Origin of the sequence: Actinacidiphila yanglinensis (genome assembly GCF_900107965.1) — a bacterium.
In the GTDB taxonomy this organism is placed as follows: Bacteria; Actinomycetota; Actinomycetes; order Streptomycetales; family Streptomycetaceae; genus Actinacidiphila; species Actinacidiphila yanglinensis.
In genome coordinates this window covers 201,087-226,159 of record NZ_FNVU01000004.1, presented here as the reverse complement: position 1 = coordinate 226,159, position 25,073 = coordinate 201,087, and the positions used below count along the sequence as shown (strand labels likewise).

The following is a 25,073-nucleotide window of genomic DNA, read 5'->3' as shown; positions in this document are numbered from 1 at the left end:
GCGCTCACGCAGGCTGTCCTTCCGAGGTCGGGACGGGAGCCGGATCGAGGTCCCTGGCGGGCGGGCGGAACTCCACGTCGTCGCGGGTGAGTTCCATGAACGCCTGCTCCAGGGACGCCTGCTGCGGGGTGAGTTCGGACAGCGCGATGGCGTGCTGCGCGGCGATCCGGCCGATCCGCTCGCTGGTCAGCCCGGTCACCTCCAGCACCCCTCCGCCCAGTGCGGCCACGTCCACGTCGGGTCCGGCCAGCAGCGCGGTCAGCGCCACCGCGTCGTCGCACCGCACCCGGACGGATCCGCCGGGGGTGGCGCGGACGAACTCGCTGACGGAGGTGTCGGCGATGAGGCGGCCGCGGCCGATGATGATGAGGTGTTCGGCGGTGAGGGCCATTTCGGACATGAGGTGGGAGGAGAGGAGGACGGTTCTGCCTTCGGCGGCGAGGTCCTTGAGGAGGGTGCGGATCCAGAGGACGCCTTCGGGGTCGAGGCCGTTGACGGGTTCGTCGAGGACGAGGGTGGCGGGGTCGCCGAGCAGGGCGGTGGCGATGCCGAGGCGTTGGCCCATGCCGAGGGAGAAGCGGCCGACGCGGGTGCGGGCGGCGTCCTGCAGGCCGACGGTGTCGATGACCTCGTCGACGCGGCGGCGGGGGATGCCGGTGGTGGCGGCGAGGGCGAGCAGGTGGTTGCGGGCGCTGCGGCCGGTGTGGATGGCGCGGGCTTCGAGCATGGCGCCGACCTCGTGCAGGGGGGCGGGGTGGTCGGCGTAGCGGCGGCCGTTGACGGTGACCTGTCCGGAGGTGGGGGCGTCCAGTCCGAGGATCATCCGCATGGTGGTGGACTTGCCGGCACCGTTGGGGCCCAGGAACCCGGTCACCGCGCCCGGCCGCACGGTGAAACTCAGGTCGGAGACCGCAACACGCTCGCCGTAGCGCTTGGACAGGGCATGGGCTTCGATCATCTGCGTTCCTCGGGTGGTCGGGGCAGACTGGGCCGCGGCGGGCGCGCACGGTCGGCGACGACCGCCGCCGCCAAGCTACTACACCTTGTAGGAGGCGGCTCGCCGGAGCGCGCCGCCATCGGGGTGCCCCGGCCCCGCCCGGCGCCCCCTCCCCCTACCTGAGCACCGGGTGCGGGCGCCTCGACGCGGCCGCCGCCGCGCGGGTCTGCCGCCGGACCACGACGGTGGCCGCAGCGGTGTCGAACGTGCTCTGGTGGTAAGGGCGTTCGCGGAGCACCCCGCCCAGCCGGGCGAGGACGACGGCGACGTTCAGCAACGGGACCAGCCAGCCCATCACCGCGAGGAAGCGGGCCCGCCGCACCGCCTGCCGCCACCCCGGCCGCGTGTGGCCCTCCCAGGCGCGGGCCACCCGCAGCCCGGTGAGCAGCAGCCCGGGCGTGCCGCCGCACAGGACCACGAAGGCGGCGCCGTAGAGCGTCAGCCAGACGAAGCCGAGCATCCAGAGCGCGAGCAGGAAGCAGATCCGGCCGCCGGGCTCCACCGCGCACTGGACCGCGCAGGCGAACGGCGCGGGCACCGCGAGGGAACACGCGGCGAGTGCCAGGTCGACCACCGCGGCGGTGAAGCGGCGCCCGACCGGGGCGAGTTCGACCACGACGGCGTCGCCCGCGGCGGGCAGATGACCGGCCACCCCGGTACAGACGTAGGCCGTCTGGAATCCCTTCGGCGGCACCGCCGTGAGCGGGTTCCGCCGCCACCGCGTCTCATGAGCCGGCTCCATCCGCGCAGTCTGGCGCGTCCGGCCGGTGGAAGCCCACCCGTCCTCCCACGTCTCCATCGTCCCCACCCTTGACGCCACAGACGGTGCACATTTTGCTCCGCGTCGCCGGCTGGAGATCCTGACATGATCTTGCTGCCGCGCACACCATGAGCGCGCCAAGAGTGCGCCACGTCCCGCCCCGGGACCGGGGGAGCGCCCCGGAAGAGGGTGGGGCGCGAGGTTCGACACGGGGTCCGGGGCCCGATCCGGTGCCGGGTCGGACGTCGGGTGCGGCCACGGAGTTCGGCACGGGATTCGACGCGGAGTTAGGGGGTGGATCACCGCGGAGTTCGGGCGTGGAACGCGCCGCGGAGTTCGGGCCGAGCAGATTTCACACAGCCGTCATGAAGGAACTCATTGCCAGTGGCCCGCCGCCCGAATAGTTTCGTACCGTGCGTCAAAGGACGAGGCTGGTCACCCGCGTTCATGTCGACCTGATGCGGTCGGCCACCGCGCTGTGTCGTTAGTTCCCGCGTTTTTCCGCCCCTTCGCACCCCACCCCCGAACCGTCGTCGTGCCTGCGTGTGCGGCCTGAGGGCATCCCTCCGGTTCGGCCGCCGGCCCCTCGCGCGCCGGGCCCGCACGGTTCCGTACCAGAATTCCGCCATCCCGGAACCGCGCGGCCCGGCTCGCGCCCGGCACCGCAGAGAATCGGAGTTCTGACATGAGTGCGGAATATCTCTGGTACATCCCCAACACGGTCGAACCCGGCCACCGGGGCGACGACACGACCCACGGCTGGGGAACCCTCGAATTCTCCACCGAACTCGCCCGCGCGGCCGAGGACCACGGCTGGGGCGGCGCCCTCATCGGTACGGGGTGGGGCCGGCCGGACACCTTCACCGTCGCCACCGCGCTGGCCGCACGCACCACCACCTTCAAACCCCTGGTGGCCGTCCGGCCCGGCTACTGGCGGCCCGCGCACTTCGCCGCCGCCGCGGCCACCCTCGACCGGCTCAGCGGCGGGCGCCTGCTGGTGAACATCGTCAGCGGCCTGGACAACCCCGGCGCCTACGGCGACGGCGAGAGCGAGCCGGCCCGACGCTACGACCGCACGCGGGAGTTCCTGCACCTCGTGCGCCGGCTGTGGACCGAGGAGAACGTCACGTTCCGCGGCGAGTTCTTCGGCGTCGAGGAGTCGACGGTGAGCCCGCGGCCGCACGACGCCGGCAGCGGCAGGACCCCGCGGCTCTACTTCGGCGGCGCCTCCGCGGCGGCGGAGCGGGTCTCGGCCGCCGAGGCGGACGTCCAGCTCTTCTGGGGCGAACCGCTGGACGGCGTCGCCGAGCGGATCGACCGGCTCAAGGCGCTCAGCGCGTCCGTCGGCAGGGCCCACGCCCCGCTGGAGTTCGGCCTGCGCATCACCACCCTGGTCCGCGACACGACCGAACAGGCCTGGCACGACGCCCAGGAGAAGGTCGCCGCGATGGCGGACCGCGCCGCCGACTCGACCCTGACCGCGCAACGGCGCCTCGCCGTCGGCCAGCAGCGGCTCTACGATCTCGCGCGGCGCGGCGAGGTGCTGGACTCCTGCCTCTACACCGCGCCCGGGCGGTTCGGCGGAGGCGGCGCGGGCAGCACCTGGCTGGTCGGCTCGCCCGACGACGTGGCCGCGGCGCTGCGCGCCTACCGCGACCTCGGAATCACCCACTTCGTGCTGTCCGACACCCCGTACCGGTCGGAGATCGTCCGCGTCGGGGACGAGTTGCTCAGCCGGCTGCGGGAGCCGAGCCCGGTGTGAGGCCACGCGGTGGGTCCCGCGACGGCGCGGAGCCCGCCGCGTCCGCCCGGGACTCCACGTGCGTGGGGCCCACGTCCGTGGGCTCGATGTCCGCCGTCCGCGGACGGAGTTCTCCCGCGGCCCTCAACTCTGAGTCGGCTCATCGACGTTCATCCGCGGAGACCTCCCGTGGTGTCCTCCGGCAGCGGACCCTGGCGGAACGCGAGGGGTGGCGCTACGCTTCCCGCGATGATGACTCCTCGCAGATTGGGGGACCCGTCCGCGCAAGGTGAGTGCTGATGCACTCCGAGATCGCGCACGGGGATACCCGTCCTTCCTTCTGGCCGCGCGTGCGCGAGTTCGCCGTGCCGCCCTCCATGATCGAGACTGCGACCGCCCGCCGGCATGCCGGTGACTGGGCCGGGGCATGCGCCGCCGCCCGGGTCGACGTCGATCTCGATCTGCGCTCCGTGGCCCGTACGCACGGCCACGACCTCGCCGCCCGGATCCGGGCCGACCTTCGCCATCTGGCTCCCGACCTGCTGCGCTGGCACCTGCCCCGGATCGCCCCCGACGGGTTGCTGCGCCCGGGCCTGACCCTGGCCCTCGCGCGGTACGCCAACGGGCCCGGGGACACGCCCGATACGGGCGCCGGCCCGCCCGGCGAGCACCCGGTGCACCTCGTGGTCCGTACCCCGCCCGCCTGGGCGGACGCCGGGCAGCGGATCAGCCTCGCGCTGTGGGCCGGGCCGGGCGCCGAACTCGGCGCCGAACACTGCCCGCACCCCCGCCCCCGCCCCCATCCGCGGTTCCGGCTCGACCTGCACCGCCACCTGTGGGACGCGCGCAGGAGCGGGGAGTTGCGGGTGCGGTCCGGGGCCGATCAGCCGACAACGCGGGGCGGTTCCGGCCTCCTCGCGGCTCCGCCGGACTTGGCGGACGACGCGCCGTCGACGCTCGGCGCGGCCACCGCGGAGCCGCACTGGGCGGTGGACCGGTGGGCGGCCGAGGCGGCGATCCTGCTCCGCGCCGAGGGACGGGCCGCCGGAACCGTCGCCGTACGCCTCGGAGTTCGGCAACGGCTCCTTCTGGCGGTGGACTTGGACGACGAATCCACGTCGTCCACGGACCCAGGACTCGCGGGCGAGGCGTCCTACGTCCACGAGGCCCACCTCCAAGGCGCTTTCGACCACGGCGCGTTCGGCGCGCGGATCGTGCCCGAGGGAGCGGAGAGCGGCGGGGCGCTGCCGGTCCTGCCCGACGCGGCCACGTGGGTGCCGCCCGATCTGGCGCTGCTCCGCGCCGGGTTGACCGAGCTGGACCGGCTGCACCCGTTGGTCGCCGCCGCGTTGGCACCGGACGGATACGGTCCGGCAGCCGATGCCCCTGCCGTGCGCGGCGGGACAGCTGTGTCCGAGGGCCGGCCGCGCCTCGTCGAGTGCCGTGGAGCCCTGCACCGGATCGGCCTGGTCGACGGGGTGCTGTCCGCGCTCGACCACGACCCGGCCGAGATCGCACGGGAAGAGCTGCTCGCCTCGCTGACCGGTACCGCGCTTCCGTGCCTGCGGGCGATCGACGACGCGCACCGCCGACCCGCGTGCCTGCCCGACGTCCGCGCCCGCCTCGACCACGGCGACCTCGCCGGAGCGCTGGCCGCGGTCGAGGCGCTGCTCGGCCCGGAGGCCCGGCTGCGCGGCGGCGCCCTGCGGGACGAGCTCGAAGCGGCCGCCCGGCGCAGGATCTCCCACGGCCTGTTCCGCGCGGGCCTGTTCGGACCCGGGCCGGGGCCCATGCGCGGCCCCGTGCCCTCACCCGCCCCCGCCGCTGTCCCGCGCAACCGCCGTACCCCCCGACCAGGACGCGCCCACCCGCGCCACACGTTCCTCCGCTGACCCGGCCCGCCGACCGTCCCGGGTGCGCCCGCGCGCCCATGTCCACGGCGACGTCCGGGCCCGCACCCGCACCCGTACGCCCTCCGACATGCCCTCACGAACCCCAAAGGTGACCACATATGCCTACTTGCACCCCGTCCTTCCGTTCCGAGGCCGACCTCCTCTCCCCCGCCGACACCCCCTCCGGAGTCGCCCCCTCCGGAGCCTTCCACGGCTCCCAACTCGACGTCGCGGACGCCCTGCTGACCCTGCTGGGCGCGACCGGCACCGAACCCCGCCCCGACGTCCAACTGGAGGCGCTCACCCTGGCCGTGGCCGCCGACCTGCCCGTCCTGCTGTGGGGGGAGCCCGGGATCGGCAAGACGGCGGCGCTCACCCAGCTCGCCGCCGCGCTGGATCTGCCGCTGACCACGGTGATCGCGAGCGTGCACGAACCGTCCGACTTCTCGGGCCTGCCCGTCATCGGTGACGACCCCGCGGAGCAGGGCGTGCCGATGGCCCCGCCGGACTGGGCGGTGCGCCTGGTCCGGGCCGGGCGGGGGCTGCTCTTCCTCGACGAGCTGTCCACCGCTCCCCCGGCCGTGCAGGCCGCGCTGCTCCGCCTCGTCCTGGAGCGGCGGATCGGGGCGTTGCGGTTGCCGCCCGCCGTCCGGATCGTGGCCGCCGCGAACCCGCGGTCCTCGGCGGCCGACGGATGGGAGCTGAGCGCGCCGCTGGCCAACCGGTTCGTCCACCTGCAGTGGACCCACGACCATGACGTCGTCGTCCGCGGCCTCGGCGGCACCTGGCCCCGGGCGGCACTGCCCCGGCTCGACCCCGAGGAGCTGCCCGCCGCGGTGGACTTCGCCCGCCGTGCCGTGACCGGGTTCCTGACCGCGCGCCCCACCCTCGTCCACCAGCTGCCCGCCAACGAGGCCCGGCGCGGCGGTGCCTGGCCGTCGCCGCGCAGCTGGGAGATGACGCTGCGCCTGATCGCCTTCGCGACCGCGGCCGGCTCCTCCCGCGAGGTGCTGGCCCTGCTGGTGCGGGGCACGGTGGGGGACGGTCCCGGCCTGGAACTGCTCGCCGCCGTGGACCGGATGGACCTGCCGGACCCCGAGTCGCTGCTCGCCGACCCGGCGGGCGCCGTCCTGCCCGAGCGGGGGGACCTGCGGCAGGCGGTCCTCGACGGCGTGGTGGACGCGGTCCGCAAACGCCCGGAGCGCACCCGCTGGGACGCGGCCTGGGCGCTGCTCGCCCGGGCGATGGAGACCGGCGCGCCGGACCTGGTGGTCGTTCCCGCCACCACGCTGGCCACGCTGCGCCGCGAGGACTGGGACGTCCCGGCGTCGATCGAGCGGCTCTCCGGCGCGGTGGCCCTGTCCCGGCGGGCGGATCGCGCGGCGGCGCGGATCGCCGGCGCGGCGAAGGCGGGAACGGCGAAGGCGGGCCGATGAGTACGGACCACGCAGGGGCGAAGGCGGCCGCGGAGGAGGCCCGGCCGGGGAAGGCCACGGGCGCACCCCGGCACGAACCCCGGCCCGGGCCCCGGCACGGACCGGTCCTCGACCTCCCCCTCGACCTCGACAAGCTCTTCGCCGCGCGGCTCCAGGCGGTCCGGGCCCGCCCCTACCTCGCGGCGGCGCTCTTCGCCCTGCACACCGTGGAGTCCCCCCGGGTACCCACGATGGCCGTCGACCGCCACTGGAGGTGCTACGTCTCCCCGGCCTTCGTGGCCCGCACCTCCGTGGAGGATCTCGCCGCCGTCTGGGTGCACGAGGTGTCGCACCTGCTGCGCGACCACCACGGCCGCAGCGAACGCCTCGTAAGGGAACGGGGGTTGACCGGCCCCGCGGAACGGCTGCGGATGAACATCGCCGCGGACTTCGAGATCAACGACGACGCGTTCGGGGACGGGCTGGCCCTGCCGGAGGACGCCGTCCATCCGGCGAAGCTCGGGCTGCCCGAGGGCCATCTGATGGAGGACTACCTGCGCTGGTTCCAACTCGGCCCGCGCACGCACGACCTGGCCTGGCTGGAGTGCGGCAGCGGCGCCGACGGCCTGGACCGGGACTGGGAATGGGGGCCCGACGGCGCGGACGGGCTCAGCACGCAGGAACGCGACGCGGTCCGCTTCCGGGTCGCGCAGGGCATCAACGGCCGCCCGGGCAGCGCCTCGCGGGGGTGGCGGCGCTGGGCGGAGGAGGCGTTCCATCCCCCGCAGCCCTGGCGGCAGTTGCTGGGTGCCGCGATCCGCTCGGCGGTGTCCGGCGGCGGGGCCGGCGAGGACTACACGTACGGCCGGCCGTCCCGCCGCTCCGCGGGGGTGCCCGGCGCGGTCCTGCCGAGCCTGCGCCGCCGGCCGCCCCGGGTCTGCATCGTCATCGACACCTCCGGATCGGTCAGCGACGCGGAACTCGGCAGCGCGCTGCTCGAGGTCACCGCGATATCGCGCGCCGTGGGCGGCCGCCGCGACCTGGTCACCGTGGTCCCCTGCGACGCCGTCGCGCAGCTGGCGCACCCGCTGTGCCGCAGCGAGGGCATCCCCCTGACCGGCGGTGGGGGCACGGACCTCAGGAGCGGGTTCGCCCGCGCCCTCAGGACACGGCCGGGCCCGGACGTCATCGTCGTGCTGACCGACGGGTACACCCGCTGGCCCGCCGCGCGGCCGCCCTGCCGGACCGTCGTCGGCCTCTTCCCCCGCCTGCCGCCCACCGGCTCCTGGGACGAGGACGATCCCGCCTACATCCCCGACCGCCCGCCGGAGTGGGCGCGGACGGTCACGCTCGGCGCCGCCGCGGCGCCGCGCTGACCCGTCCGCCGGTAAGCGTGCGGCCAGTGACGACGGTGACGCCGGACCGTTGGGGTGGCGCCCCATGGGGACAGCGATCATCACCGTCGCACCGGCGTTCGCGGGCCGACTCGTCACCTATCCGAACAGCCAGCGACTCACGCAGCGGCAGGCGGCGCTTCTGGGAGACCGCCGGGCCCGCGCCTGACCCGGTCCCGGCCCTGTCCGCGGTCACGCGGACCCGCCCGCACGGAGACGGTCAGGGTGCGGTCAGGACCGCGATCAGGACTGGAGGAACGCCAGGACCGCCAGGACGCGGCGGTGGGTCTCCTCGGCCGGCGGGAGGTCGAGTTTGGTGAGGATGTTGCCGATGTGCTTGCCCACGGCAGCCTCGGAGACGACGAGGGCGCGCGCGATCGCCGCGTTGGAACGCCCCTCGGCGACCAGGGCGAGCACCTCGCGCTCGCGCGGGGTCAGCCGCTCCAGCGGATCGCGGCGGTGGCGCAGGAGTTGCCGGACCACCTCGGGGTCGACCACGGTGCCGCCGTCCGCGACCTGGTGGAGCGCGGTGAGGAACTCCTCGACCCTGCCGACCCGGTCCTTGAGGAGGTAGCCGATCCCGGTGCCGTCGCCGGTCTCCAGCAGCTCGGTGACATAGCTGCGCTGGACGTACTGGCTGAGCACGAGGACCGGCAGCTCCGGCGCTCTGCGGCGCAGTGCGACGGCCGCGCGCAGCCCCTCGTCGGTGAAGGTGGGCGGCATGCGGACGTCGGTCACCACGAGGTCCGGGCGGTGGGCGGCGACGGCGGATTCCAGCGCGTCCGCGTCGGAGACGGCGGCGACCACCTCGTGGCCGAAGCGGGCCAGCAGCCCGGTCAGGCCCTCCCGCAACAGCACGCTGTCCTCGGCCAGCACTAGCCGGAGGTGACGGTCGGCAGCGTCATCTCGCACGGAAGCTCCACACGCAGCAGGGTCGGTCCGCCGGGCGGGCTGGACAGTTCGAGTCTGCCATCCACCACGGAGACCCGGTCGGCCAGGCCCACCAGGCCCGATCCCTTCCCGGCCGAGGCGCCGCCGCGCCCGTTGTCGCTCACCGCGACGGTGAGGCGCCCGTCGGCGTAGCCGCCCACGACGGTGGCGCGCGTCGCCCCGCTGTGCCGGGCGATGTTCGTCAGCGCCTCGCACACCACGAAGTACGCGGTGGCCTCGACCGCGTCCGGCATCCGGCCCGGCAGTTCGACCCGGACGTCCACCGGCACCGACGACCGCTCCGCGACGTCCGGGATCGCCGCCGCCAGCCCGTAGTCGGCCAGCACCTTCGGGTGGATGCCGCGGATCAACTCCCGCAGTGAGACCAACACTTCGCCGGCCTCGTCGTGGGCCTTGGCGATCAGGTCGGCGACCGGTCCCGGCGGCGCGTCCAGCCGGGCCAGGCCGAGGGTCACGGTCAGCGCGACGAGCCGCTGCTGCGCGCCGTCGTGCAGGTCCCGCTCGATCCTGCGCCGCTCCGCCTCGAAGGCGTCCACCAACCGGCCCCGGGAACGGGTCAGTTCGTTGATCCGCCGGCCGAGGGCGTCCTCGCGGGGCGAGGTCAGCAACCGGGTCAGCGCGCCGCGCGCACCCGCCAGCGGACCGAGCACGTATCCCGCGACGCCCAGCAGGACCAGGCCCAGCAGGGCCAGCGCGAACGCCTCGGGGTACGACGACACGGTCCACGTCTTGAGCACGGTGCCGCCGTGCCCGTGCCCGAACGTCGCCATCAGGACGGGGGTCGCGACCAGGCCCAGCGGGAGCGACAGCGCGATGCCCGCGGTCAGCAGGTCCAGCGGCCACAGCACCACCGCGAACAGCAGCGCGTAGGCCAGCTCCCACCAGGTCGCCTGCTCCCGGTACCGGGTGCGCAGCAGGGCGACGAGGCCGGGCCGGTCGGGCATCCGGTGCCCGCCGGGGGCCGGGTCGGTGTCGATCAGGCGCAGCCGCCACCGCTCGACGGCCGCGACCGGCAGTCCCGCCAGGCCGAGGAGGGCCAGCAGCGGCAGCCCGACCACCACGAGGGACAGTCCCCCGGCGATCCCCGTGGCCACCAGCATCCCGACCAGCGTGACCAGCCCGACCGGGGCGCTGCTCAGCAGGTACCCGGCCGACCGCCACGGCCAGGAGGTCAGCAGGAAGTCCGGCCGGGCCAGGGCCTGCCAGACGGTACGGGAGGTCATGCGCCCACCGTAGAAGCGGCTGCGCCGCCGCGGCCAACCCGCTGGGCCGACCTCCGGGGTAGTGCCTGCCCCACCCCGCAGCGGGTGGGCCGGGCCCACCCGAGGACACCCTCCTGCCCTCCTGCGGCCGGCCGCGCCCGGCGGTTGGCTGGACGGCATGGAGATCGATGCGATGCAACTGCGCTCGGTGAGCAGGACGTACGGGTCCGGGGACACCGTGGTGACCGCGCTCGACGGCGTGACGCTGGGCTTTCCGACCGGGAGTTTCACGGCGGTCATGGGGCCGTCCGGGTCGGGCAAGTCGACGCTGCTGCAGTGCGCGGCGGGGCTCGACCGGCCCACCTCCGGCAGCGTCCTGCTCGGCGGCACCGACCTGACCGGGCTGAGCGGGACCCGGCTGACCCTGCTGCGCCGGCAGCGGATCGGCTTCGTCTTCCAGTCGTTCAACCTGCTGCCCTCGCTGACCGCGGAGCAGAACGTGGCGCTGCCGCTGCGGCTGTCCGGGCGGCGCCCGGCGAAGGGAGCCGTGCGGGACGCGCTGGCCCGGGTCGGCCTTGCCGACCGGGCCCGGCACCGCCCCTCCGAGCTGTCCGGCGGGCAGCAGCAACGGGTGGCGCTGGCCCGGGCGTTGATCACTGAACCGGAGGTGCTCTTCGGCGACGAGCCGACCGGTGCGCTGGACTCCGCGGCGGGCCGCCGGGTGCTGTCGGTCCTGCGCGGCATGGCCGACGAGGACGGCCGGACCGTGGTCATGGTCACCCACGACCCGGTCGCCGCGTCCTTCGCCGACCGGGTGCTCTTCCTCGCCGACGGGCGGCTGAGCGGCGAACTGCGCGCCCCCACCGCGGAGTCGGTCGCCGCCGGCATGGCGCGGCTGGAGGCGGTGTCGTGCTGAGCGTCGCGCTGCGGACCCTGCGGACCCGCTGGACCGCCTTCGCCGCGAGCTTCGTGGCCCTCGCCCTCGGAGTCGGGCTGATCACCATGATGGGCCTGGTGCTCGCGTCGAGCGCGCACGCACCGCAGCACGCCCCGGAGCGCTTCCGGGCCGCGCCGGTGGTCGTGCACGGCGCCGACACCCTGCGGGTGCGGACGCCGTCCGGGGTACGCACGGCGCCGCTGTCCCCACCCCGCCCGGTCCCGGCCGGGTTGGTCGCCAGGCTGGGCCGGATCGGTGCGGTGACCGCGGACCGGTCCTTCGCGGTGAGTCCGGCCGGCGGCCCCTCCGGTACGAACGGGTCCGCCCGAGCGGCGGATCGGACCGGGCTGACCGGCCATCCGTGGGCGTCCGCGGGCTTCGCCGGCTACCGGCTGACCGCCGGGCACCCGCCGGCCGCACCGGACCAGGTGGTCGTCGCGGGCGCCTGGGCCCACCCAGGTCAGCGGGTCGCGCTGCGCGCGGCCGGGGGGACCGTACGGGACTGGACCGTGGTCGGCACGGTCGCCGCCCTCCCCTTCGAGCGGGCCGTGTTCTTCACCGGCGCGGAGGCCGCCCGGCTGTCCCCGGCGTCCCCCCGCGACGTGGTGGTGGACGCGCCCGCCGCCGCCGTGACCGCCGCGGTCGCCGCGGACCCGGCCGCCACCGGCGTCCGCGTGCTCACCGGCGACGACCGGCGCCTGGCCGACCCCGACCGGGACGGTGACCACGAGGCGCTGGTCACCGTCGACGCGCTGCTGGGCACCGCGGGCGGCGTCACCTGCTTCGTGTCGGTGTACGTGGTCGCGTCGACGTTCGCCTTCTCCGTCGCCCAGCGCCGGCGCGAGTGGGGCCTGCTGCGGACGGCCGGGGCGACCCCGCGGCAGGTCCGCCGGATCGTGCATGCCGAGGCCCTCGTGGTCGGTTCGTCGGCGTCCGCCACCGGGTGCGTGCTCGGCCGGTACGGCGCCCCGAGACTCGCCGGGGCACTGGTCCAACGACACGTCGCACCCGTGTGGTTCGGGATCGGCGGCGCCACCTGGCCCTACTGGACGGCCTTCGGCACCGGCCTCCTCGTCGCCCTGGCCGGGGTGTGGGCGGCCGGCCGGCGGGCCGGGCGGGTCCCGCCGGCCGAGGCGCTGCGGGACGCGGCCGTCGACAGCAACGCGATGGCTCCCGGACGCCTGCTGGCGGGCGGCGCGCTCCTGCTGGGCAGCGGCTACCTGGCGGTGTCCGCGCTGGTCGCCGACCCGGGTGAGGTGTTGCACCGCAAGACGTACACCGTGCAGCCCATGGTGCTGGTCACCGCGGCCGCCCTCCTCGCGCCGCTGCTCGTCCGGCCGCTGGCCCGGCTCCTGGCGTGGCTTCCCGCCCAACTGCTCGGCGCGACCGGCATGCTGGCCGGGGAGAACACCGCGACCGCCGTCCGGCGCACCACGGCCGTCGCGGCGCCCGTGCTGGTGAGCGTGGCGCTCGCCGGGTCGCTCCTGGGCACTACTGCGACGATCAACGCGGCCAAGGCGGCGGAGCTGCGCGGCCGGACCGGGGCCGACTTCGTGATCACCGCCGGCGGGGCCGGGTTCACCCCGGCGACGGTCGCCCGGGTCGCGGCGGTGCCCGGCACCGACACCGCCGCGTTCGCCGCCACGACCGTGCACACCCTGGAGGACCAGGTGGCCCTCACCGGTTCCCCCGCCGAGGCCGCCTCCCCCGCCGCGCTGGCGACGGTGACCCGACTGCCCGTCGTCGCGGGCAGGTTGGGCGATCTCGACGACCACGGCATCGTCGTCAACCAGGAGTGGGCCCGGCACACGGTGGGCCAGTACGTCCGGGTGTGGCTCGGCGACGGCACGCCCCGGACGCTGCGGATCGTGGCGGTGCTGCGCCAGGGAACCGGCGACAACGGCGCGTACGTGACCCCTGCCAACGCCCGCGGCGCAGCCGTGGACCGGATCGACGTGGCGCTGCGCCCGGGCGCGGACCGGACCACCGCCGCGGCGTCGCTCCGGAACGCCGTCGCCCCCTCCGGCGGGCTCGTCTTGACGGACCGTCAGTGGGTCGCAGCGCAGCACCCGACGACGAGCCGGCAGACCCGGATCGGATTCTGGCTGGTGCTGGGCATCGCCCTGCTCTACACCGCCATCGCGCTGGCCGGGACCATGGTCATGGCGACCTCCGAGCGGACCCGCGACCTGGCCGTGCTGCGGCTGGCCGGCGCGACGGTACGTCAGGTGCTGCGCCTGCTGGGCGCGGAGGCGGTGCTGGCCGTCACCGTCGGCGCGGTCATGGGCGCCATGGTGACGGGCGTCGACCTGGCCGTCGTCCGGGTGGCGCTCGCGCTCCTCTCGGTGCCGGGCCCGGTCACGGTGCCCTGGGCCGCCCTCGGCGCGGTGACGGGGACGTGCGCGGTGGTCGCCGTGACCTGCGCGGTGGTGCCGGGCGCGCTGATGCTGCGCCGCCGGGGTCCGGCCCCGGTCCGCGCGTGAACAGGGCGCGGGCCGCTCCGTACGCCCCCGGGAGCGCGCCGGCCCGCCGGGCGCCGCCCCTCCGCGGGTCCGGCGGAGCGGCGCACCGTACGGTCGGGTCAGTGATCGACGCGCGCGCCCGGGAGGCCGCCGATCATCAGGCCGAGGGTGAAGTCGAAGCGGTCGTCCACGGTTCCGGCGGTGAGCTCGGCGGCGTAGCGCTTGGTCCGGGGGAAGGTGTCGGGCAGCGCGGCGAACCGGCGCAGCAACTCGTCGCGGCTGACCACCCATTCGTCGTCCTTGCGGTCGAGCCGCCGGTCCGCCAGGGAGACTTCGAGACTGTAGGCGTTGACGTAGAGCGCCAGGGAGTCGACCGCCCAGGCGGCGGCCTGCGGCTCGATGCCGCCGGCGAGCAGGATGGCGAGCATCCCCTCGGCGACCCGCAGGGTGTCGAGGTTGGACGGGGCGGCGGCGAAGGCCGCCCGGGAGATGCCCGGGAACCGCAGGTACTGGTCCCGCAGTTGGGTGCAGACGCTGATGATCTGCCGGCGCCAGGTGGCGGGGTCCGGCTCGGGCAGCTCGATCTCGGCACACAGCCGGCCGATGAGCAGCTCGTCCAGGTCCTCCTTGTTGACCACGTGGGCGTAGAGCGACGACGGTCCCGTCTCCAGGGCGGTGGCCACGCGCCGCATCGTCAGGGCCTCGTACCCCTCGCTCGCCACGATGCCGAACGCGGTGCCGATGATCGCGTCGACGGTGATCGGCTTCTTCCGACCGCCGGAGGGTCCTCGCCGGGCCGCGGGTGCGCTCGCGCCGGTGTCGAGCTGGTGCCGAGCTGCACGCCGTTCCTGCGGGGTCGGTGACATAGGAGCAGTCTAGCGGCCTGGGGAACGGTGTTCCACGTCATGAGGAACATCGTTCGCCTTGCTCAGAACATCGATCGCCTGTAGAACAGTGTTCGTGTCCGTCATCCAGCGCCCGTCCGAGGCGCCCACCACCGCGACCACGCTGCCGCTGCGCACCGCGGCGCTCGTCCTGGCCGTCGTCTTCCTGGCCGACCTCATGGACCTGATCGACTCCAGCGTCGCCAACCTCGCCGGCCCGTCCATCCGCGCCGAGCTCGGAGGCGGCCAGGTGACCGTCCAGTGGGTGCTCAGCGCCTACACCGCGGCCTTCGCGCTCGGCCTGGTCACCTCGGGCCGGCTCGGCGACCTGCTCGGGCGCCGGCGGCTGTTCCTGCTCGGCATGACCGGCTTCACCCTGGCCTCGCTGGCCTGCGGCCTCGCGCCGAACGTGGGCTTCCTGATCGTCGCCCGCACGCTGCAGGGACTGTGCGGGTCGGTCATGATCCCGCAAGGCCTGGCCCTGGTGAAGGTGGTCTTCCCGCCCCAGCACCTGCGCAAGGCGCTGACCCCGATCGGCCCGCTGATGGGCCTGGCCACCGTCGCCGGCCCCATCCTGGCCGGCTGGCTGCTGCACCTGAACCTGTTCGGCAGCCAGTGGCGCTCCATCTTCCTGATCAACGTGCCGTTCGGCGTCGTCGCGGCCGCGATCGGCCGGCGCGTGCTGCCCCACCGCGGCGGGGAGGACCCGACCGCCCGCCTCGACCTGGCCGGTATCGGCCTGCTCACGGCGGCCTCGGCGCTGCTCATCATCCCGCTCATCCAGGGACGCGACCTCGGCTGGCCCGCCTGGACCTACGCCATGATGGCCGCGGCGGTCGTGCTGCTCGCCCTGTTCGTCGTCTCCGAACGACACAGCGCGCACCCGGTCATCGCGCCCTCGCTCTTCCGCAAGCGCAGTTTCGTCGTCGGCCTGGCGATCGTCGCCGGGTTCTACGCGTCGCTCAGCTCGTTCGTGCTCGTGCTCAACCTGACGCTCCAACTGGGCCTGCACTGGTCGCCGTTGCACACCGGCCTCACGCTGATCCCCTGGGCCGTCGGGACCGCCGTCGCCGTCCTGCTCGCCGGCGCCGTGCTCGCCGAGAAACTGGGCCGCGCCACCCTGCACCTCGGGCTGTCCCTCGCCGTCCTCGGCCTGCTCGCCGTGTGGTGGTCCCTCGCCCACTGGGGCAGCGGCGTCACCGTCTGGACGCTCGCCCCCGCGCTGCTGCTCACCGGGTTCGGCTCCGGGCTGGTGTTCGTCCCTCTGGTCGATTTCATCATCGGCGACGCCACCACCGAGGAGGTCGGCACCGGAGCGGGCATGCTCAACGCCGTCCAGCAGTTCGCCGGGGCCATCGGCGTGGCCGCCCTCGGCACGGTGTTCTTCGCCCGGGCCGGGCATCTTTCCGCCCACTCCTCCCTGTCGGCGGCGGAGTTGGTGTTCGGGATCACCGCGGGGGTGAACGTCCTGACCCTCCTCCTGGTGGGCTTCCTCCCCCGGCACTCCCAGCAGGCCCACGGTTGAGAGCCGCCCCTTGCCGGGGGCGGTACGGGCGGGCGCGGGTGGGGAGTCGGGGCGCGGCGGGAGTCGGGCGCCGCGGGGTCACTCCTCGTCGCTCTCCAACTCGGGCCTCGGACGGGGTCGTTCCACCTGCGGGCGGGCGCCCCGTCCCGGCCCCCGCCGTCGGGTGGCGAGCCAGTAGACCAGCGCCGCGGGGGGAAACGTGCAGGACAGGATGATCAGCAGCCGCCGGTCCTCCCCGTTCGCGGCCCTCCCGCGCTCCCGCCACCCCGGCAGATCGGCCAGCACCGCTTCGAGTTGCTCCTGGGTGCGCGCCTCGTAGGCGAGGGCCACCCGCGATTCGAGTTCGGGCAGGGTCAATCGGCCCACCGAGTAGTGGTGTTGCAACCACCCCTCCACCCGGCGCCGTTCGGCGTCGGATACGCGCATCGGCTGGCTCGGCACGTGCTCGGCCGGTTCGTTCACGGCGACCCCCGAGGTGGGCGGCTACATCCGGACGAGGCGGCCCGGCGCTGCCACCGGGTGACCGTCCCGGAGCCCCGCGGCGGCGAACTCCCGCGACGGCCGGCACGTCGTACGAGGATGGGCGTCCCGCCCCGCACCGCTCACCCCCACCCCATTGTTCCCCCGGCCCACCGCGGGCGACGCCGCTTCGCGTGAACCGCGACCGCCTCTTCACCCCGCGCCGGGTCCGGCGCCCGAGCCCGCGCGGGCGCACGCCGACCGGGACGGCGGCTCAGGGGGCGATGACCAGCCGGCTGATCAGGTCCCCGTCGAGCGTGAACCCGTACCGGAGGAGGACGGTGTTGCCGGGGAAGTCGCCGTCGAGCCGCTGCACGACGGTCCAGCGGTCCGTCCCCTCCCGCACGGCGTCCACATAGGTGGTCGTGTAGGTGTACTCCGAGGAGGCGCGGCCGAGCCACTTCTCGATGGCGGGCAGCCCGGAGTGGGTGCGCCCGTCATCGGTGACCTGCGCGTCCGGCGTCATGAGCGCCGCGGAGGCAACGGCGTCACCGGAGTTGTGCGCGTCCAGGTAGCGCAGGATCGTGCCGGGCAGCGCGTCGCGCTCCACGGGGGTCGAGGATGCCGGGTCGGTCATCGGAGTCCCGCTTTCCGGGGGCCGGAGTTCCGGGGCAGCCTTCAGGACGCACCCCGGTCACTGCTAAAATAGAACCTAGTGACTTTTACTTTAGCAGTAACTCGGAAGGATGTGTCGCCATGGCGAGCCGGATCAGGCTGGAGGACCGGGAGTGCCCGCTGTCGACCACGGTGCAGCACGTCGGCGAGTGGTGGACGCTGCTGATCCTTCACGACGCCTTCGACGGGTACACGCGGTTCGACCAGTTCCAGCAGAGCCTCGGCATCTCCACGAGCATGCTCACCGCGCGGCTGAAGACCCTGGTGTCCGACGGACTGCTGGAGCGGCGGCCGTACCGGACCCACCCGGTGCGCCACGAGTACGTGCTCACGGAGCGCGGCCGCTCCCTGCGCCCGGTGATCGTCGCCCTCGCGGCCTGGGGCAACCAGCACCTCGCACCCGAGGAGCGGTCGATGGTCCTGGTCGACGTCGCCACCGGCGAGGAGGTCGAGCCGGTCGTGGTGGACGCCCGCAGCGGACGTCCCCTGCACGACAGCGAGGCGTTCGCCTTCACCGCGGGACCGGCCGCCGGTCCCGGCATGCGCGCCCGGTACACCGAACTGGGCCGCGATCGCCGCGCGTCGGCGACCGAATAAGGGGACGCGGCCGCCCGCCCGATCGGCGGGCACCGCGCCCGGGTCGGGCACGGCGCACACTGGGGCCCACCGGCCCCGAGCAGGCCGCCGTACCGCCGTACGGCTGCGACGGACATCACGAGGAGTTCCCATGCGCGCGCTCGTCCTGACGGCGTTCGACACCCCGTTGGAGCTGCGGGAGATCACGACACCGGCCGCCGGCCCGGGCCAGGTGCTGGTCAAGGTGCGCGCGAGCGGCGTGAACCCCCTGGACACCAAGATCCGGGCCGGCAAGGCGGCCCACGCGCGGACCGTCCTGCCGGCCGTCCTCGGTCTCGACCTCGCCGGCGTCGTCGAGGCGGTCGGCGAGGGCGTCACCGGCTTCGCCCCCGGGGACGAGGTGTACGGACTCACCGGCGGGGTCGGCGACCTGCAGGGATCGCTGGCCGAGTACGCGGCCGTCGACGCCCGCCTCCTGGCGGCCAAGCCGGCCGCGCTGAGCATGCGCGAGGCTGCGGTGCTGCCCCTGGTGACCATCACCGCCTGGGAGGGACTGGTGGATCGGGCGGGAGTGGAGCAAGGACAGAAGGTGCTCGTCCACGGCGGGGCGGGCGGCATCGGCCACGTGGCGATCCAGATCGCCCGGGCACGCGGCGCCGAGGTGTTCGCCACGGGTTCGCCCGGCAGCCTCGCCGCCATCGAGGGCCTCGGCGCCACGCCGATCGACCGCACCACCGCGACCGTGCAGGAGTACGTCGACGCGCACACCGCGGGCGAGGGTTTCGACGTGGTCGTCGACACCGTGGGCGGGGCCACCCTGGACGCGTCCTTCACGGCCGTGCGCCACTACACCGGCCACGTGGTCAGCGCGCTCGGCTGGGGCACGCACGCCCTGGCCCCGCTCTCCTTCCGCGGCGCGACGTACTCCGGCGTCTTCACCCTGCTGCCGATGCTCACCGGCCGGGGCCGGGACCACCACGGGGAGATCCTGGCGCAGGCAGCAGCACTGGTGGACAAGGGCCTGCTCGCGCCGCGGGTGGATCCCCGCCACTTCACCCTGGAGACGGTCGCGGACGCCCACCGGGCCGTGGAGACCGGTGGCACGCGCGGCAAGGTCGCGGTCGACGTCGCCTGACGGTCCCGCGGTCCGGATCCGGACACGCCTACCGGCGGCTCCGGCCCTCCGGCCGCCGCGCCCCCGCCCGGCGGACCGCGCCCCGTGGATCAGGGGTATCGAGGCTCCAGCGGTTGCGGCGCCCGCCCCCTCGCCCTCCCATGGGAGAGGGCAAGGAGGAGGCGCTGATGACGTACGGCGCAGGGCTGCGCAGTGGTCGTGACCAGGGCGGACGGGGTGTTCCCGGTTGTGACGTCCCCGCCCGGGGCGATCTCGGCCGGGCAGGGCAGGGAGCCGCGTGATGGCGCAGGCGTCCCCGTACCGGGTGACACCCAATCTCTTCGGCATCGGGTTCGGGACGGCCGGCCTCGCCCAGGCCTGGACGGCGGCGGAGGACACCGTGGACGCGCCGTCGTGGCCGGCGTCCTGCCTGTGGATCCTGGCCGCGGTCATCTGGCTGGCGACGCTGGCCGGCTATCTCCGCAACGCGGCCGCCCACGGACGGCTGCGCACCGACCCGGCGGATCCGGTGCTCGGGCCGTTCACCGCCTTGGCGGTCATCGTTCCGATGCTGCTCGGCGTCGCCCTGGCACCCCACGCGAGGACCGCGGGCGAGGTCGTCTACGCCGTCGGGCTCGTCCTCACCGTGCTGCTGGGCTCCTGGCTGACCGGCTGGTGGATCCGCGCGGACACGCAGCTCGCCCAATGGCACCCCGGCTACTTCCTGCCCACCGTCGCCGGCGGGCTGATCGCGGCGGGCGGCAGCGCGGCACTGGGCTGGCGGACCCTGTCGCACGTCATGTTCGGCTACGGCCTGGTGTGCTGGCTGGTACTGGGCTCCATCATCCTGGTCCGGCTCTTCACCCAGCCCATGCTGCCGCCGCCCCTGCTGCCCACCATCGCGATCGAGATCGCCCCGCCCGTCGTCGCGGGCAACGCCTGGTTCGCGATCAACGGTTCCCGGCTCGGCCTCGGCGCGGAACTGCTGGCGGGCTACGCCGCGTTGATGGCGCTGGTGCAGATCGCGATGGTGGGCACGTACCGCAGGGCGCCGTTCGGGCCGGGCTTCTGGGCCTTCGCCTTCTCCTACGCTGCGGCCTTCACCTTCGGCATCCACTGGCTCGACGTCGAGCACGTCCACGGGCAGAAGGGGCTGACCTACCTGCTGCTGGGCATCGCCACCCTCGCGATGGCGGCACTCGCCGCCCGGACCCTCGTCGGCCTGCGCCGGCGCACCTTCCTGCCCCGGGTCCCGGCCCCGGACACCGCGCCGACCCGCTGAATCCCCCCTCCGCATCGGGGGATTCAGTCGCTGCAGAACGCCGAGCCGTCCGCCACGTTCTGCGGGCCGATCGCGCCCGACCTGACCCGGGAGATCATCCAGGCCGCGTTGACCAGGCCGACGTGGCTGAACGCCTGGGGGAAGTTGCCCAGCAACTCCCCGGTCCTGGTGTCGACTTCCTCCGCCATCAGGCCGACGTCGTTCGCTGTCGCGGCCGCCCGCTCGAACACCCGCTCCGCCTCGTCGACCTCACCCGCCAGGGCCAGCGCGCCCGCCAGCCAGAACGTGCACAGCAGGAACGTCCCCTCGCCGCCGTCCAGTCCGTCGTCCATGGCCGCGTAGCGGTACACCATGCCGCGCGCGTCCGTGAGGTGCGCGTGGATCGCGTGGATGGTGGCCAGCATCCGCGGATCGTCGGCCGGCGCGAAGCCCACCAGCGGCATCATCAGCGTCGAGGCGTCGAGCACGCGGGAGCCGAACGCCTGTGTGTACGCGCCCACTTCGTCGTTCCAGCCCTGCTCCTCGATCGCGGCACGGATCTCGTCCCCGACCCGGCGCCAGTACGGCACCCGGTCCTCCGCACCGAGCAGATCGGCCATCTGGATCCCGCAGCGCGTGGCCATCCAGCACATCAGCTTGGAGTAGACGAAGTGCCGCCGCCCGCTGCGCACTTCCCAGATGCCCTCGTCCGGCTCCTTCCACCGCGCGCACGCGGTGTCCACCAGCGAGGCGAGGAAGTGCAAGGTCGTGGCGTCGGCACGCGGCAGGTACGCGCGCAGGCGGTGTGCCGCGCAGAGGAGTTCCCCGTAGACGTCGAGTTGTCTCTGCTGCCAGGCGTCGTTCCCGATCCGGACCGGGCTGCTGTCCCGCCATCCCGGAAGATGCCCCAACTCCCGCTCGGTCAGGTCGCATTCGCCACGGACCCCGAACACGATCTGCAGGTCGCGCCCGGCCCGGGGATCGGCCGCGGCGGCCTGCGCCATCCAGTCGAAGAAGGCCACGGCCTCGTCCGGGCAGGCCGCGGTCCACAGGGCGTTGAGGGCGAAGGCGGCGTCACGGACCCAGGAGTAGCGGTAGTCCCAGTTGCGGGGACCGCCCATCGCCTCGGGAAGGGAGGTGGTCGGGGCGGCGACGATCGCGCCCGAGGGCCGGTAGGTGAGGGCCTGCAGCACCCGGCCGCTGTGGTGGACCTCGTCCTGCCAGGCGCCCCGGTACCGCTCGTGGAGGGCGGACCAGCCGCGCCAGGCGCCGAGGGTCTCGGCCAGCAGGTCCTCGGTCTCCTCCGGAGTCCTCAGCCGCGGTGTCTGGCCGGCCAGCACGTAGTCCAGGGCGAAGGCGATCCGCTCCCCCGGGCGGACGGTGAACCGCGCGTGCGCGCAGTCGCTGACGTCGAGGGGCACCGGCGAGGAGAGGCCGAGGGCGTGGGGTCCGCCGTGGCACCGCAGCCCGCCGTCCACCGGGATCAGCAGCTGCCGGACCAGCCCGTACTCCGGCCGCGGGGCGAACTCGGCCTCGATCTCGACGTCCCCCCGGATGCCCTCCAGCACGCGGACCAGCACGTGGGGTGCGTCGGCACCGAGCTCGTGCCCTCCCGCGTTCGGCCCGGTGGCGAGGGCGTCGGTGACGGCGACCTCCCCGGCGGGGGTGCGGTACTCGGTGCGCAGCACCAACGACCCCGCCAGGTAGGAGCGTCGGGGCGCGCTCTCCCCCCGCGGGGCGATGGACCAGTGCCCCGCGTCCTCACCGAGCACCCGGGCGAAGACCGCGCGGGAGTCGAAACAGGGCAGGCACAGCCAGTCGATCGCCCCGCCCTTGCTCACCAGCGCCGCCGTCTGGCAGTCCGACAGCAGTGCGTAGTCGCCGATCGCAGTGCGCATCCGACGCGACCCCTCTCCCCGGCCGAGCAGCGTTCACGGGGACATTTCCCACGGTAGAGCGCGGGCGGAGGTCTCGCAGTCCGGCACCCCTGGGATGCGCCGTCTCAGCGGCGGTTGCGCTGCCGGGGAGCCCGGCGCGGCGTGGCGCCCTCGGAACCACCACCCCTGGCCATGGTGTACACCACGCTGGTCAGCACGCCGCCGACGATGATCACGGCGATCCCGACGGTGGTGCTGATGAGGAAGCCCCCGAGGATGAGCAAGGCGTAGATCGGCGGGGTGGCGTTGCGGACGTTTCGGTTCACGGCGGGGGTCCTTCTGGGGGGTTGGCTCCGCGGGCGGAGTCGGCGGGGGTGGCTAGGCTGTGTGGGGAACCGCGATCGGCTGAACCGTCTCCCGTTCCGGCAGGCGTTGGACATCGAGCCGCATGCCGACGTCGTGGAGCGGGCGTCCGCTGCCGTGCCAGACCGAGAGCGAGTACGCGCTGAAGGGGTAGCGGGTTCTCGCCTCGGGCACCTCGATCCGGCCGTGCACCAGACTTTCGCCGGAAGTGGCGGCGGGGGCGCCGCCCGGCACGTCTCCGTACGACCTCAGCAGGTCGAACAGCGCTTCCGGCAGGGCGAAGTCGTGCTGCTCCGCCTTCCCGTGGATTCCCGCGCGGAACACCGCTGCCGCCGCCAGATCCAGACCGGTGACCATGTCGAGGTCGGTGCGGTCCGGCAAGGGGCGCCCTTGGGAGGTGAGCTCTTCGTACAGGAAATCCACGGCAGCCCGAGCATAGCGGGCGGCGCGGTCCTCATCGCCTACCATGCGCCGCAGAATTGCCTGGTAGTGGAGCTCCTCGTGGATCACGGGCCGCCCGATGTTCCGGTACAGCATGTCCCGGTCGAAGCTCTCGGGCTCCCGCCAGACACGGTCGTAGTCAGCCATCAGGAAGGAGATCAGCGGGTCCTCCACCGCCCCCTCGCGCAGGAACGTGCCGAGGAGTTCGACCAGATCCACCGTGCGCGTACCCGAGGTCTCGGCGAGGACCCGCAGGGTCGAGCGGAGCAGGCACTTGTGGAAGAGCGTCAGCGGAATCCGGAAGGCCATCCCGCTCACCCAGTCCTCGAACGTCACCCGGGAGTGCTCGATGACCACGTCCGCCATGAGGTCCGTGTTTCCGGGGTCGCAGGGCAGGTGCCTGGTGCGCAGGCCGTGATCCTCCCGGAAGCGGTCATGCGTGTAGTCGGTGTTGTTGAGCAGCAGCAGCGGGTAGATGACCGGTGATCCGCCCGAGGTGATCGCCTCCTCGATCCCGGTCATGTGGGTGGCGCGCGACTCGCCGGGCAGACCCCAGATGAGGTCGGTGTACGTGGGGATGTTCTGCGCCCGGAACTGGGTCTGCATGCGCCGGTAGTTGTCGACGCGGATGTTGCGGCGGTTGGCGATCTGCAGGACCTCGGCGTCGAAGGACTGTGCCGACAGGGTGATGGCCCCGGTCAGTCCGGCCCGGTAGAGGATCCCCGCGATCTCCACCACCCGGCCGTTGGTGTTCTTCGCCCAGTTCGTCATCACCAGCAGACGCTTGTTGTGGCGCCGGCACAGCTCCACGATGTGGCGCGCGATGTCGACGTCGCGCGCGACGATGCCGAAGTTGGCGTCGGCGATGAAGAGTTGGGTGCCGTTGGCGGCGACCCGGACGATGCGGTCCAGCTCGCTCAGGATCCGTTCCATGGGGAACTGGCGGATCTTGGAGTTGGTGGCCCCGCCCCAGTAGCAGAAGGCGCAGGAGTAGGGGCAGCCACGGTTGGTCTCGTACACCAGCATCCGGGACTGCGCGATGTCCTCGTCGGCCCAGGTGGTCCCGAGCAGCGGCGAGGGCAGTTCGGCGAGGTCCTCGATCCGGGGGGCCGCGGCGGTGGTGACCACCTCGCCGTCGGCGCGGCGATAGCTGATGCCGGGCAGGGTGCCCAACTCGGTGTCGGCGGCGGCCGGTTCCGCGTGGCGCAGGAAGACGTGCAGCAGGTCGCGGAACCGCATCTCGCCCTCGCCGTGGACGAGGACGTCCACCCAGGGGGCCTCGTCGAACACCACCGGCTGGTGCGTCACGTCGTTGCCGCCCACCACGATGCGGCAGCGCGGCCAGCGTTCCTTGATCCGGCGGGCCAGTTCGAGCGTGCCGGGCCGGTTCCAGAAGTAGACGGTGAACGCGACCGCCAGCGGGTCGTCCAGCGCGTCCAGCACCTTGGTGCAGGCGGTCTCGAAGGCGTCCCCGCCCTGCATGTACACGTGCTTGGCGAAGGAGCAGGCCTCGGCGATCTCCGGGTCCGCCTCGGCGGCGGCCTGCAGGTAGCCGAGTACGGCGCTGTAGCGGACACCGGGCATCACGGTCAGCTCGACCAGGTGCACTTGGCGCCGTGCAGCCGGTGCAGAAGGCGCACTGGGCCCGGCCGGGAGGTCGGCTGACGTCATTTCTCGAACCCTTCTGAACGTTCGGTTGCTTGACCGGCGCCGCCGGAATCGCCCGGCCATGACGGACGAGGAGCTCGTCCGTCACGACCGACCGATTCCGGCGGCCACCTTCGGATCAGGTGCAGGTGCAGCAGGGCGAGCAGCAGCAGCAGTAGCTGTCGCCGCCGGCCACGGCCTCAAGGTCGGCCTCGGACAGCTCGCGGTCCTCGATCTGGGGCGACGTCGGCACCCGCAGCTCGTACACACCGGTCGACTTGCCGGCGCCCCAGAGGGTCACCTGGGACTCCAGGTCGGGGTCGCCCCCGATGTCCCGGACGATGCGCACGGTGGCTTCCGCCGGCAGCTCCAGGCCCTGCTCGGCAAGCGCCGTACGCGGGTTGGCCTCGAGCCGGGCCACGTAGGCCTCGTCCGACCATGCAGCGGTCAGCACCTTGGTGTAGGCGCTGACGAACGCTGACCTCTCTCGCGGTTCCATG

The 25,073-nt window shown here is 73.9% G+C and carries 23 protein-coding genes; 12 read left to right on the top strand and 11 right to left on the bottom strand.

What is annotated here, in order from left to right:
- Positions 1–4 precede the first annotated feature (4 nt).
- A complete protein-coding gene (locus C4U44_RS10835) occupies positions 5–958 on the bottom strand; it encodes an ABC transporter ATP-binding protein (protein ID WP_103885490.1) in 954 nt (317 codons plus the stop codon).
- Positions 959–1,112: 154 nt separating this feature from the next.
- The gene (locus C4U44_RS10830) at positions 1,113–1,739 is read right to left on the bottom strand and encodes an RDD family protein (protein ID WP_160145013.1); all 627 of its coding nucleotides are present in this window, start codon (positions 1,737–1,739) and stop codon (positions 1,113–1,115) included.
- Positions 1,740–2,170: 431 nt separating this feature from the next.
- Between C4U44_RS10830 and C4U44_RS43585 the strand changes: the two genes are divergently transcribed.
- The 6 genes from C4U44_RS43585 (at position 2,171) to C4U44_RS43220 (ending at position 8,368) form a co-directional block, all read left to right on the top strand.
- On the top strand, positions 2,171–2,245 hold the full coding sequence (locus C4U44_RS43585; protein WP_407642827.1) for a putative leader peptide: 75 nt from the start codon (positions 2,171–2,173) through the stop codon (positions 2,243–2,245).
- 197 nt (positions 2,246–2,442) lie between these two features.
- On the top strand, positions 2,443–3,519 hold the full coding sequence (locus tag C4U44_RS10825; RefSeq protein ID WP_103885488.1) for an LLM class flavin-dependent oxidoreductase: 1,077 nt from the start codon (positions 2,443–2,445) through the stop codon (positions 3,517–3,519).
- A gap of 278 nt (positions 3,520–3,797) precedes the next feature.
- A complete protein-coding gene (locus C4U44_RS10815; RefSeq protein ID WP_103885486.1) occupies positions 3,798–5,390 on the top strand; it encodes a hypothetical protein in 1,593 nt (530 codons plus the stop codon).
- 119 nt (positions 5,391–5,509) lie between these two features.
- Positions 5,510–6,826, top strand: coding sequence for an AAA family ATPase (locus C4U44_RS10810; RefSeq protein ID WP_103885485.1), 1,317 nt, complete (start codon positions 5,510–5,512; stop codon positions 6,824–6,826).
- A complete protein-coding gene (locus C4U44_RS10805) occupies positions 6,823–8,181 on the top strand; it encodes a vWA domain-containing protein (protein WP_103885484.1) in 1,359 nt (452 codons plus the stop codon). Before C4U44_RS10810 ends, C4U44_RS10805 begins: the two co-directional genes overlap by 4 nt.
- A 64-nt stretch (positions 8,182–8,245) precedes the next feature.
- A complete protein-coding gene (locus C4U44_RS43220) occupies positions 8,246–8,368 on the top strand; it encodes a hypothetical protein (protein WP_265737317.1) in 123 nt (40 codons plus the stop codon).
- Between the two features lie 74 nt (positions 8,369–8,442).
- On the opposite strand, the gene C4U44_RS10800 is transcribed toward C4U44_RS43220, so the two are convergent.
- The gene (locus C4U44_RS10800) at positions 8,443–9,075 is read right to left on the bottom strand and encodes a response regulator (RefSeq protein WP_103885483.1); all 633 of its coding nucleotides are present in this window, start codon (positions 9,073–9,075) and stop codon (positions 8,443–8,445) included.
- Positions 9,075–10,373, bottom strand: coding sequence for a sensor histidine kinase (locus tag C4U44_RS10795; RefSeq protein ID WP_200823210.1), 1,299 nt, complete (start codon positions 10,371–10,373; stop codon positions 9,075–9,077). Before C4U44_RS10795 ends, C4U44_RS10800 begins: the two co-directional genes overlap by 1 nt.
- Before the next feature lie 157 nt (positions 10,374–10,530).
- Here C4U44_RS10795 and C4U44_RS10790 point away from each other — a divergent pair, with 157 nt between their 5' ends.
- Positions 10,531–11,268 carry an ABC transporter ATP-binding protein gene (locus C4U44_RS10790; RefSeq protein ID WP_103885482.1) on the top strand — a complete coding sequence of 246 codons (738 nt, stop codon included), beginning with the start codon at positions 10,531–10,533 and terminating at the stop codon, positions 11,266–11,268.
- Positions 11,262–13,772 carry an ABC transporter permease gene (locus C4U44_RS10785; RefSeq protein WP_103885481.1) on the top strand — a complete coding sequence of 837 codons (2,511 nt, stop codon included), beginning with the start codon at positions 11,262–11,264 and terminating at the stop codon, positions 13,770–13,772. Before C4U44_RS10790 ends, C4U44_RS10785 begins: the two co-directional genes overlap by 7 nt.
- A gap of 98 nt (positions 13,773–13,870) precedes the next feature.
- Here C4U44_RS10785 and C4U44_RS10780 read toward each other — a convergent pair whose 3' ends face one another.
- Positions 13,871–14,617, bottom strand: coding sequence for a TetR/AcrR family transcriptional regulator (locus tag C4U44_RS10780; RefSeq protein WP_103885480.1), 747 nt, complete (start codon positions 14,615–14,617; stop codon positions 13,871–13,873).
- Between the two features lie 94 nt (positions 14,618–14,711).
- Here C4U44_RS10780 and C4U44_RS10775 point away from each other — a divergent pair, with 94 nt between their 5' ends.
- Positions 14,712–16,160 (top strand): MFS transporter, encoded by a 1,449-nt coding sequence (locus C4U44_RS10775; RefSeq protein ID WP_235031972.1) that lies wholly within the window; start codon positions 14,712–14,714, stop codon positions 16,158–16,160.
- A 78-nt stretch (positions 16,161–16,238) separates the two neighbouring features.
- On the opposite strand, the gene C4U44_RS10770 is transcribed toward C4U44_RS10775, so the two are convergent.
- Positions 16,239–16,622 (bottom strand): DUF1707 SHOCT-like domain-containing protein, encoded by a 384-nt coding sequence (locus C4U44_RS10770; RefSeq protein ID WP_146088237.1) that lies wholly within the window; start codon positions 16,620–16,622, stop codon positions 16,239–16,241.
- A 271-nt stretch (positions 16,623–16,893) separates the two neighbouring features.
- Complete coding sequence (locus tag C4U44_RS10765) at positions 16,894–17,256, bottom strand: nuclear transport factor 2 family protein (RefSeq protein ID WP_200823209.1); 363 nt, start codon at positions 17,254–17,256, stop codon at positions 16,894–16,896.
- A 119-nt stretch (positions 17,257–17,375) separates the two neighbouring features.
- Between C4U44_RS10765 and C4U44_RS10760 the strand changes: the two genes are divergently transcribed.
- The 3 genes from C4U44_RS10760 to C4U44_RS10750 all read left to right on the top strand — a co-directional run bounded on the left by C4U44_RS10760 (position 17,376) and on the right by C4U44_RS10750 (position 20,266).
- Complete coding sequence (locus tag C4U44_RS10760) at positions 17,376–17,891, top strand: winged helix-turn-helix transcriptional regulator (protein WP_103885478.1); 516 nt, start codon at positions 17,376–17,378, stop codon at positions 17,889–17,891.
- Between the two features lie 130 nt (positions 17,892–18,021).
- The gene (locus C4U44_RS10755; RefSeq protein ID WP_103885477.1) at positions 18,022–19,005 is read left to right on the top strand and encodes a zinc-dependent alcohol dehydrogenase family protein; all 984 of its coding nucleotides are present in this window, start codon (positions 18,022–18,024) and stop codon (positions 19,003–19,005) included.
- A gap of 280 nt (positions 19,006–19,285) precedes the next feature.
- Positions 19,286–20,266, top strand: a complete 981-nt coding sequence (locus C4U44_RS10750; RefSeq protein WP_103885476.1) for an SLAC1 family transporter — start codon at positions 19,286–19,288, stop codon at positions 20,264–20,266.
- A 23-nt stretch (positions 20,267–20,289) separates the two neighbouring features.
- On the opposite strand, the gene C4U44_RS10745 is transcribed toward C4U44_RS10750, so the two are convergent.
- From C4U44_RS10745 to C4U44_RS10730, 4 genes are all read right to left on the bottom strand, one after another.
- Complete coding sequence (locus C4U44_RS10745) at positions 20,290–22,143, bottom strand: glycoside hydrolase family 15 protein (RefSeq protein WP_103885475.1); 1,854 nt, start codon at positions 22,141–22,143, stop codon at positions 20,290–20,292.
- A 104-nt stretch (positions 22,144–22,247) separates the two neighbouring features.
- Positions 22,248–22,448 carry a hypothetical protein gene (locus C4U44_RS10740; protein ID WP_103885474.1) on the bottom strand — a complete coding sequence of 67 codons (201 nt, stop codon included), beginning with the start codon at positions 22,446–22,448 and terminating at the stop codon, positions 22,248–22,250.
- Positions 22,449–22,500: 52 nt separating this feature from the next.
- Complete coding sequence (locus tag C4U44_RS10735; protein WP_160145012.1) at positions 22,501–24,597, bottom strand: radical SAM protein; 2,097 nt, start codon at positions 24,595–24,597, stop codon at positions 22,501–22,503.
- A gap of 115 nt (positions 24,598–24,712) precedes the next feature.
- Complete coding sequence (locus C4U44_RS10730) at positions 24,713–25,072, bottom strand: hypothetical protein (protein ID WP_103885472.1); 360 nt, start codon at positions 25,070–25,072, stop codon at positions 24,713–24,715.
- Between the last annotated feature and the right edge of the window lies 1 nt (position 25,073).